The sequence below is a fragment of the Thiobacillus sp. genome, assembly GCF_024708915.1.
Genome location: NZ_JANJXQ010000199.1, coordinates 1 through 9,485, shown reverse-complemented (window position 1 = coordinate 9,485; position 9,485 = coordinate 1). Strand labels below are relative to the sequence as shown.

Annotated in this window: 9 protein-coding genes; 5 read left to right on the top strand and 4 right to left on the bottom strand. The window is 59.6% G+C overall.

What is annotated here, in order from left to right; genetic code table 11:
• The 3 genes from pgk to fba form a co-directional block, all read left to right on the top strand.
• On the top strand, nucleotides 1-289 hold a 289-nt coding region (pgk, locus tag Q0L94_RS13595; RefSeq protein WP_296754028.1), incomplete at its 5' end, for a phosphoglycerate kinase.
• Nucleotides 290-407: 118 nt separating this feature from the next.
• Nucleotides 408-1,841, top strand: coding sequence for a pyruvate kinase (gene pyk / locus Q0L94_RS13590; RefSeq protein ID WP_296754026.1), 1,434 nt, complete (start codon nucleotides 408-410; stop codon nucleotides 1,839-1,841).
• Nucleotides 1,842-1,879: 38 nt separating this feature from the next.
• Nucleotides 1,880-2,947 (top strand): class II fructose-bisphosphate aldolase, encoded by a 1,068-nt coding sequence (gene fba / locus Q0L94_RS13585; protein WP_296754024.1) that lies wholly within the window; start codon nucleotides 1,880-1,882, stop codon nucleotides 2,945-2,947.
• A 164-nt stretch (nucleotides 2,948-3,111) separates the two neighbouring features.
• Here the strand turns inward: fba and Q0L94_RS13580 are convergent, their stop codons facing one another.
• Entirely contained in the window at nucleotides 3,112-3,345 is a 234-nt protein-coding gene (locus Q0L94_RS13580; protein WP_296754023.1) for a hypothetical protein, read from the bottom strand.
• 93 nt (nucleotides 3,346-3,438) lie between these two features.
• Between Q0L94_RS13580 and Q0L94_RS13575 the strand changes: the two genes are divergently transcribed.
• Nucleotides 3,439-4,206: a Hachiman antiphage defense system protein HamA gene (locus tag Q0L94_RS13575; protein ID WP_296754021.1), complete on the top strand. Its 768-nt coding sequence runs from the start codon at nucleotides 3,439-3,441 to the stop codon at nucleotides 4,204-4,206.
• Nucleotides 4,196-7,717, top strand: coding sequence for a DEAD/DEAH box helicase (locus Q0L94_RS13570; RefSeq protein WP_296754019.1), 3,522 nt, complete (start codon nucleotides 4,196-4,198; stop codon nucleotides 7,715-7,717). Before Q0L94_RS13575 ends, Q0L94_RS13570 begins: the two co-directional genes overlap by 11 nt.
• A 535-nt stretch (nucleotides 7,718-8,252) precedes the next feature.
• Here the strand turns inward: Q0L94_RS13570 and Q0L94_RS13565 are convergent.
• The 3 genes from Q0L94_RS13565 to Q0L94_RS13555 all read right to left on the bottom strand — a co-directional run.
• Nucleotides 8,253-8,546 carry a HigA family addiction module antitoxin gene (locus Q0L94_RS13565; RefSeq protein ID WP_296754017.1) on the bottom strand — a complete coding sequence of 98 codons (294 nt, stop codon included), beginning with the start codon at nucleotides 8,544-8,546 and terminating at the stop codon, nucleotides 8,253-8,255.
• Entirely contained in the window at nucleotides 8,546-8,824 is a 279-nt protein-coding gene (locus tag Q0L94_RS13560; RefSeq protein ID WP_296754015.1) for a type II toxin-antitoxin system RelE/ParE family toxin, read from the bottom strand. The genes Q0L94_RS13565 and Q0L94_RS13560 overlap by 1 nt, the downstream gene beginning before the upstream one ends.
• 84 nt (nucleotides 8,825-8,908) lie before the next feature.
• On the bottom strand, nucleotides 8,909-9,485 hold a 577-nt coding region (locus Q0L94_RS13555; RefSeq protein ID WP_296754013.1), incomplete at its 5' end, for a 3'-5' exonuclease.

Below are 9,485 nucleotides of genomic sequence, written 5' to 3'. Positions count from 1 at the left end.
GGAACTCGCCGACATCATCATGAAGGCCGGCACCGTGGTGTGGAACGGCCCGGTCGGCGTGTTCGAGTTCGACCAGTTCGGCGAAGGCACCAAGACCATCGCCATGGCGATCGCCAACACCAACGCCTTCACCCTGGCCGGCGGCGGCGACACCATCGCGGCGATCCAGAAATACGACATCTATGACAAGGTGAGCTACATTTCCACCGCCGGCGGCGCCTTCCTCGAATACCTGGAAGGCAAGGTCCTGCCCGCAGTGGCGATTCTGGAGGAGCGCGCGAAGGGCTAAGCCTTCGCGGGTGAGGCGTAAGGCGTGAGGGGGTGAGGTAACGGGCGCAAGCCTGTTGCCTCGCCCCTAACGCCTTACCCTTTACACTTCCCCCCATTCCTCACGCCTCACCCATACAATGATCCGCAGAACCAAAATCGTCGCCACCCTCGGCCCCGCCTGTTCCGATCCCAAGACCCTGGATCGCATGATGGAAGCCGGCCTGGACGTGGTGCGCCTCAACTTTTCCCACGGCACGGCGCAGGACCATATCGACCGCGCCGAACTGGTGCGCTCGCTGGCGCGCGCGCGCGGCCGCGCGGTGGGCGTGCTGGTCGACCTGCAGGGCCCGAAAATCCGCATCGGCAAGTTCAAGGATGGCAAGATCACCCTGGACAAGGGCGATACCTTCATCCTCGATGCCGCCTGCGTGCTGGGCGACCAGACCCGCGTCGGCCTCGACTACAAGGAGTTGCCGAACGACGTGAAGCGGGGCGTCACCCTGCTGCTCGACGACGGCCGCATCGAATTCTGGGTCGAAGAGGTCAAGGGCACGGAAATCGTCTGCAAGGTGGTGCAGGGCGGCGTACTGTCCAACAACAAGGGCATCAACCGCAAGGGCGGCGGGCTGTCGGCCGCCGCGCTGACCGAAAAGGACATCGAGGACATCAAGACCGCCGCCGCCCTGAATGCGGATTACCTGGCGGTGTCGTTCCCGCGTTCCGGCGCCGACATGCGCCAGGCGCGCGAACTATTGCGCGCCGCAGGCGGCAAGAGCCAACTGGTCGCCAAGATCGAGCGCACCGAAGCGATCGAAAACCTGGATGAGATCCTCGAAGCGTCCGACGCCATCATGGTGGCGCGCGGCGACCTCGGCGTGGAAGTCGGCGACGCTGCGGTACCGGCGCTGCAGAAACGCATGATCCGCATGGCGATCGAACGCAACAAGGTCGTCATCACCGCCACCCAGATGATGGAATCGATGATTTCCAGCCCGATTCCGACCCGGGCCGAGGTGTCCGACGTCGCCAACGCGGTGCTCGACGGCACCGACGCGGTGATGTTGTCGGCCGAAACCGCCGCCGGTCAGTTCCCGGTCGAGGCGATCCAGGCGATGGACCGCGTCTGCCTGGAAGCGGAAAAGGAAGCCGAGCCCGATTTCTCCGGCGCCCGTCTCGACCACAGTTTTTTGCGTCCGGACGAAGCCATCGCGATGTCGTCCGTGTTCACCTCGGTGCACCTCAACATCAAGGCCATCGCCGCGCTCACCGAGTCCGGCAACACCTGCCTGTGGATGAGCCGTCTGTCGACCCGGGTGCCGATCTACGCCTTGACACCCGAGGTTCAAACCCGTAGAAAAGTCACTCTTTTCCGCGGCGTCTACCCGATCAACCTGAAGACGGCCAGCAAGGAGCGCGATGTCCTGCTGGCGGAAGCCGAGGGAGAGCTGCGCCGCCGCGGCGCGGTGCGTGACGGCGATCTGATCCTGTTGACCATCGGTGAGCCGATCGGTCAGTCGGGCGGCACCAATACCATGAAGATCGTCCGTGTAGGCGACTCCAGAAAAACCTGAATTCCCGCAATAAATTTTTAACCTCTAGGAGAGTGTAAATGGCCCTGATTTCCCTTCGTCAATTGCTCGACCACGCCGCCGAGAACGGCTATGGCCTGCCCGCGTTCAACGTCAACAACATGGAACAGGTGCATGCCATCATGCAGGCCGCCGCCGCCGTCGATTCGCCGGTGATCCTGCAGGGTTCCGCCGGCGCCCGTTCCTACGCCGGCGAGCCCTTCCTGCGCCACCTGATCCTCGCCGCGATCGAAATGTATCCGCACATTCCCGTCTGCATGCACCAGGACCACGGCGCCTCCCCCGCCATCTGCTTCCGTTCCATCCAGTCCGGCTTCAGCTCGGTGATGATGGACGGCTCGCTCGGCACCGACGGCAAGACCCCGTCCACCTACGAATACAACGTCGAAACCACCGCCAAAGTGGCCGAACTGGCGCATGCCTGCGGCGTCTCCGTCGAAGGCGAACTGGGCTGTCTGGGCTCGCTGGAAACCGGCAAGGCCGGCGAGGAAGACGGTCACGGCGCCGAAGGCGTGCTGGATCATTCCGCGCTGCTGACCGACCCCGACGAGGCCGCCGACTTCGTGTCCAAGACCAAGGTCGACGCGCTCGCGATCGCCATCGGCACCAGCCACGGCGCCTACAAGTTCACCCAGAAGCCCACCGGCAAGGTCCTGCGCATCGACCGCGTCAAGGAAATCCACGCCCGCATCCCCAACGTCCACCTGGTCATGCACGGATCGTCCTCCGTGCCGGAAGACTGGCTCGCCATCATCAACAGCTACGGCGGCGACATGGGCCAGACCTACGGCGTGCCGGTCAGCGAAATCGTCGAGGGCATCAAGAACGGCGTGCGCAAGGTCAACATCGACACCGACCTGCGCATGGCCTCCACCGGCGCCATCCGCAAGCACCTGGCCGAAAACAAGGCCAACTTCGACCCGCGCAAGTTCCTCAAGGAAGCCACCGCTGCCATGAGCGGCATCTGCCGCGACCGTTACGAAGCCTTCGGCGCAGCCGGCCAGGCCAGCAAGATCAAGAAGGTCTTCAACCTGGAAGACATGCAGAAGCGCTACGACAAGGGCGAACTCGATCCCAAGGTCAACTGATCGGCGGCTTGCCGCAATCGGATGCTGGAATGAAATGGGACGCTGCGGCGTCCCATTTTTTGTGGTTGTCATCCTTCGTCGCCGATGCTCTTGAGCGACGCCGTTCGGTCAACTGCGGCCACAGAGTGCGCCGAAACCATGTGTTCCCAGACGACCGGTGTACCTTAATAAGCTGTCGGCGCCTGAGTTGGCATGGTTGGCAAGTCATCGGCCTTTGCTGCCGCTGACGTTAACTCAATCGAATGACCGATGTCGTGCAGGTTACTGTCGTTGATAGTCACAGGACCTAAACGACAGCTTCCATCAACAACGTCCGGCAGTCCCAACCCGAAGCAGTCCCTCGGCGATGTGACCACCATTGCCACTTCGCAGCGATACACTGTGTTGAAGTAGATCATGCACATCCTCGCCGCTGCGAGATCTAAGGACCATCTTAGGTATGGAAACTCCGTGCAGGATAAGCGAAGAAGAACGGAATTAGGGAGACGTAGGTGACGCAATTCGACAAGTGGTGCACGGCCGTGACGACGCCAGTCGGCGGCTGGGAGTTGAAAGTTCTAACTGCGGAGGCAGGAAAGATCGATTTCGCGGTTAAGGTCGTCTCAGAGGCGATTCCAGATCAATACACATCTGAGGATCGCCTTGCGGACATCATGAACAAGTTGGGTAAGGCGAAGACCGCCAAATTCATTGAGACCTCACTACCTACCTCAAAGTCAGTGAGGTCCGGCGATCTCGGAGAGGTGCTCGGCGTTACCTATCTGGCCGAGTTCACTGAGTTCAAGTTACATGTCAAGCGCCTTAGATGGAAAGATCACAGGAACATGGCGATGCGGGGAGAAGACGTTCTCGCCTTTGCTGTGAATGATGAAGGCAATCTGTTGGTGCTGAAGGGGGAGGCAAAAAGTCGCAAGACTCTCAACGCGACCACGATCAAAGATGCCAGGAACGCGTTGGCAGCGAACAACGGTCGTCCCTCCGCGCATGCTATGGCATTCATGGCTACGCGATACTTCGAAATGGGTGACAAGGCAATGACAGACTTACTCGACCAGGCACAACTTGATGAGCAACTGCCACAGAGCCGGGTTACGCACATGATTTTTATCCTTTCCGGCAACGATCCGGCGAAACAGCTGACGGATGATCTGGTGGGCTACAAGGGTGCTATGGAGCAAATTTCTGTTGGCGTAGTGGTGGGTACACACCAGGAGTTCATCCAGTCGGTCTTTGAGGAGGCGCTGAAAAATGTCCTTTAGTACCGCTGAACTAGAGGCGAGCATCAATGAGGCAGTAACACCTGGTTTCCGGGAAAAACTCCTGGCGCGTGGCCAGTCCAGGGCCATGATCTGGCGCGACGGAGAACTTCCTCCTAACGCGCCGGTGTTTTCACGGGTGCTCAGCTATGACTTGCTGGCGTATGGGTACTCGTTGCTGTCTCACGGACTCCGGCTTGTCGATGGGCAGGGCAACGAAGAGACCGCAAGAGTTGCATTCGAGCATGCAGGCGAGGCGCTCGAATCTGTCGCCGCCAGGGGCGCCATCACCCCAGAGCGTGACTTTCACCGGTTGGTGGCTGCTGCCTCCTACCACCTTGGCCGATTCTCGGCCAGGGCCTACTCGTTGCTGTATGCGGGCATGCAGGGGGCGAATCTCAGTACCGTAGAGCGATGCCTCGGGCGACTGATGATGAGAGACCTGGACGGCCTAGACCAGGAAATCATGAACTGGGGGACCGCTGGCGGGGCGTCGGATGAGTCGTTGAGGGCGCTGGTGGCTACTGCGGTAGCGAATGCGAATACCGAGAACCAAGACGCGGATCAGGACAATCATGTAGGCGAGGGGGAGGAACCATTCGCCTCAGCCCCGATGGAGGCATTGGATCTTGCGCTGACTGATGGGTTCCTGCGCGCACTTGCTACGGCCCTGCTTGCATTTGAACGAGGAGAGGTAGCCTTGCTTGATACCGCTCTGGCACGGCTGGCAGTGGGACTGGAGGGCGCGGCCGAATTCAGCCTCGTGAATCAATGGTGGTCACACAAGCTCGCGCGCCATCTGCTCAGGGACCTATGGGACATGAGCTTCCATGCGCGACTCCCCCTCGCTGGCGCACCAGACGGATCGGAGGCGAAATGGCAAGAGCTGCGAAGTGTTTTCAGTGCCTCGCTGTACCGCCGGGGTCGTTCTGAGATTGAGTTGTGGCCCTCTCAGGTCGACGCGGCCAAACGAGTTCTGGAGCTGAATGCCAACCTAGTTCTGTCACTTCCTACAAGCGCGGGGAAGACGCGGATCGCCGAACTTTGCATCCTTGCATGTTTGGCGACAAGCAAGCGAGTGGTCTTTGTAACTCCGCTGCGCGCACTGTCCGCTCAAACCGAAACATCGCTGCAGCGCACTTTTCTGCCGCTGGGGAAGACCGTGTCCAGCCTTTACGGAAGTATCGGCGCCAGCGGTTCCGACATTGATGCCTTGCGCGAGCGCGACATCATCGTGGCGACGCCGGAAAAGCTGGACTTCGCGTTGCGCAACGACCCGAATCTTCTGGACGATGTTGGCCTTGTCGTGCTGGACGAAGGTCACATGATTGGACTGAACGAGCGTGAAGTCCGTTATGAGGTGCAGATTCAACGGCTCTTGCGGCGCCCGGATGCCGCGGCGAGGCGAATCGTCTGTCTCTCGGCGATCCTCCCGGAGGGAGAACAGCTTGATGATTTCGTTGGTTGGCTGACATCAGACAAGCCTGATGGGTTGATTCAGAAGAAGTGGCGGCCGACTCGTCTTCGCTTCGGCGAAATCAACTGGAAGAACGGGAGTGCCCGACTCAGTCTATCAGTTGGTGACGAGAAGCCTTTCGTCCCGAAGTTTTTCACTGCTGCCGTGCCGCCGCTCGGCAAGCGAACGACGCCCTTCCCAAAGGATCAGCGGGAGTTGTGTTTGGCGACGGCCTGGCGACTGTTGGAAGATGGACAGACAGTCCTCATCTTCTGTCCAATGCGCGCGTCGGTCGAACCGTTTGCGACGGCGATCGTTGACTTGCATGCGCGCGGGGCGCTCGTGTCGGTCTTCGATGCGGCCCCTGACGCGCTTGACTCGGCACTTGCCATTGGTGCCGAATGGCTCGGGGTTGACCATGTGCTTCTTCAGTGCCTAAAGCTCGGAGTGGCAGTGCACCATGGTGCGCTGCCCTCGCCGTATCGCAAGGAAGTAGAGCGACTGCTCCAAGCCGGCGTCCTGAAGGTGACTATTTCGTCGCCGACTCTTGCACAAGGACTGAATCTCTCAGCCACCGCTCTTGTCTTTCACGGGCTGACTCGATACGGCGAGTCCATTGAAATCTCAGAGTTCCGCAACGTCGTGGGACGAGCCGGCCGGGCTTACATCGACGTCGAAGGATTGGTGCTACTGCCAATATTCAAGGATCAGCAGAAAAATCAAGCACGTTGGAAGGCGCTCATCGACGACCATACAGGCCGTCAGATGCAGAGCGGCCTATTTCGACTGATAGTGACCATGCTGCTGAGAATGGGGGAGAAGATAGGTTCCAAAAACATTGGAAAGCTTCTGGAGTACGTTGCTGGAAATGGGGCGTGGGCCTTTCCGGAAGTTGCGGGTGAGTTAGAGGAGGACTCGGCCAAGGAAAAGACCAAATGGCAGGGCTACCTTACGAGTCTGGACACGGCAATTTTGAGCTTGCTCGGCGACCAAGAAGTTGCCTACGTCGATATCGAGAAGCACCTGGAAGTAGCATTGGCGTCTTCGCTGTTCAACCGCGTTCTTGCAAGGCGTGAGCAGCCGATTCGAGATGCTCTGAACAAAGTGTTCGCGGAGCGTGCAAAAGTGATTTGGAATAACACCACGAGTACACAGCGGCGCGGCTACTTTCTGTCCGGAGTGGGGCTGGAGACGGGATTGGTACTTGACGCCAAGGCAAAGGAACTGGAGCAACTCCTGATCACGGCAAATGCCGGACTTGTTGCGAAGGCGCCTGACGTGGCTGTTGGCGCGCTGACTGCGCTTGCAGAGATCCTCTTCTCAACTCCACCGTTCGTGCCGAAAGTCTTGCCCGACAACTGGAAGCAGGTGCTGGCCGTTTGGCTTTCAGGGAAGCCAATCTCGACGTTGCCCGGTGGGTCTACAGAAGATGTACTCAGGTTTATCGAAGAGAGTCTGATCTACAAGCTGCCATGGGGTATGGAAGCTGTTCGCGTCCGGGGGCTTGCGCACGTGAATCCGTTTGGAGAAGAGCTGGACCTTTCAGCCTACGAACTCGGTCTCGCAGTCGCGGCCGTAGAAACCGGAACAATGAACCACTCCGCGTCTTATCTCATGCGGGCGGGCTTTGGTTCAAGACTGGCCGCTATCCAGGCAGTGGCCGATGGGGGCGGCGAGTTCACAAAGGCCTCGGAACTGTTATTGTGGCTAAGGAGCCCTACAGTTGAGGACCTTGGACAGGATCCCACCTGGCCGAGCCTTGAAACCCACTTCCTGTGGAAGCAATTCGTGAGTTCCTTCGATGTGACGGCTGGTCGCGTCTGGACGCGACATGAAGGTAGCGTTGGCGTCACGTGGCTCGCCGGCAAGGCTCCCGCACCTGGAAGCGCAGTACGCATCGGTTCGTTGCCGGGGTTTGAAAGCCATGTCTTTGGCGCCGACTACGAGCACCTAGGAGACCTTGCTATTCCATCCGGATCAGGCCGCAAGGGTCTGCTCCTCGCGAAGGCTGGCGATCTGCCGGGGACTTTGGATGTGAACTGTGTGGGCCCGAACTAGGCGATCGGCTGCCGAGGTGAATATTTACCTTGGGCGGTGAACAACGTGTCCACGTGCTGTTCCAGTACCCGCAGGCGGCAAACATGGTCATCACCACGCTTTGTCGCGGACGAGGAGCTTATTCGGCAGGCAAACCAGCCGACATGTCTCGCACTCAGACGTACTGCCAACGTCCTGTTGACTATCAACAGGCAGTAACCTGCACGACACCGACCACTCGATTGAATTAACGCCAGCGGCAGCAATGGCCGATGACCCGGCATTCGCTCCTAATGTTTGGATGGCGGTTCTACCGCTGATTTTGGACGTAGCTCAGGCCGAGGTACGTATGCCAGTAGCAGGACGATGGCAGCCACAGACCCGCTTACTGGCCGGGCATCGTCTTCAACGCCGCCAGGCGGCCGCTGCCGCTGGCCTTGGCATCTGCCGTGGTGGCAGGATGTTCTCCTCGGCGCCGACCAGGAAGACGTGGCCGAATTCCAACCCATTGGAGGTTCTCCGTTACACGAGGCAACGATCCTGATTCGTATGGGCTTTATGCAGCACTGAACTTGATTCTTTCGACATCGCGCAAGTCCACAACCTGTCTGGCTTGCCACAGGTCATGACTATCCTGCATGGCGAGCCAACTTTCCGGCGAGCGACCAAGCGCTTTGGATAAGCGCAGCGCCATTTCGGGGCTGATCCCGCTGCTGCCTTTCAGAATGCGATTCAGGGTCGAGGCGGCAACGCCGAGCCGGGACGAGAGCTCGCGGGCACTCAGATCGTTGGGCTCCAGGTAAATTTGCTGGATGAATTCACCGGGGTGCGGGGGGTTGTGCATGGTCATCAGTGATAATCCTCGTAATCCAGAACGTGGGCATTTCCACTCTGAAACTCAAACGTAATACGCCAGTTTCCATTCACCCATATCGACCAGCGGCCGCGATCCTCACCTTTAAGCGGATGCAGGCGGAAGCCCGGAATGTCCATGTCATCAATCGTCTGCGCCGTATCCAGCGCGGCCAATTGCATTCGCAGACGTTTTGCATGCGATGGCTGAATGCCTGCCTGGCTTCCGGACTCAAAAAACCGCTTCAAGCCCTTGTGTCGAAACGTGGCGATCATGCGGTGTATTTTAGTGTGTTGCGCGATGCGCAACAATAGGCGGGTTTGAGCAGACTGTAAATGGATGCTCTATTGGATTCAGGCTTACCCCAGCATCGCCTTCAATGCCGCCAGTCGGTCGCTGCCGCTGGCCTTGGCTTCTGCGGTGGTGGGTTTCTCCGGTTGGCGCACGTCGTCGCCCAGTTCGTCGATGAAGCGCGAGGGATCGCAGGCGACCGATTCGCGTGCGCGCTTGCGGCGCGAACAGTACGACAGGGTGAGCGATTTCCGTGCGCGGGTGACGCCGACGTACATCAGGCGGCGTTCCTCCTCCAGGCGGCCTTCGTCCACCGCGTCGCGATGCGGCAGGATGTTTTCTTCCACGCCGACCAGGAAGACGTGGCCGAATTCCAGGCCCTTGGCGGCGTGCAAAGTGGATAGCCGCACGGCGTCGGGTTCCGTCTCCTCGCGGCCTTCGAGCAGGGTGATCAGCGCGATGGTCTGGGTGATCTGCAACAGGTTCTTGTCGTCTTCCTCGCCTTTCTTGGCGATCCAGGCGGCGAACTCCAGCACGTTGTTCCACTTGCTCTGCGCCGCGCGCTGGTCGTCCTGGTCGAACAGGTAGACTTCGTAGTCGATGATCTTCAGCAGGTCGTTCAGCAGTTCGCCGGCCGGTTCGCGG

Excerpts from the sequence above, each read along its gene's own strand:
- fba (WP_296754024.1), top strand. The coding sequence starts at position 1,880 with ATGGCCCTGATTTCCCTTCGTCAATTGCTCGACCACGCCGCCGAGAAC.
- Q0L94_RS13560 (WP_296754015.1), bottom strand. The coding sequence starts at position 8,824 with ATGATCGCCACGTTTCGACACAAGGGCTTGAAGCGGTTTTTTGAGTCC.
- Q0L94_RS13580 (WP_296754023.1), bottom strand. The coding sequence starts at position 3,345 with ATGATCTACTTCAACACAGTGTATCGCTGCGAAGTGGCAATGGTGGTC.
- Q0L94_RS13570 (WP_296754019.1), top strand. The coding sequence starts at position 4,196 with ATGTCCTTTAGTACCGCTGAACTAGAGGCGAGCATCAATGAGGCAGTA.
- Q0L94_RS13565 (WP_296754017.1), bottom strand. The coding sequence starts at position 8,546 with ATGACCATGCACAACCCCCCGCACCCCGGTGAATTCATCCAGCAAATT.
- pyk (WP_296754026.1), top strand. The coding sequence starts at position 408 with ATGATCCGCAGAACCAAAATCGTCGCCACCCTCGGCCCCGCCTGTTCC.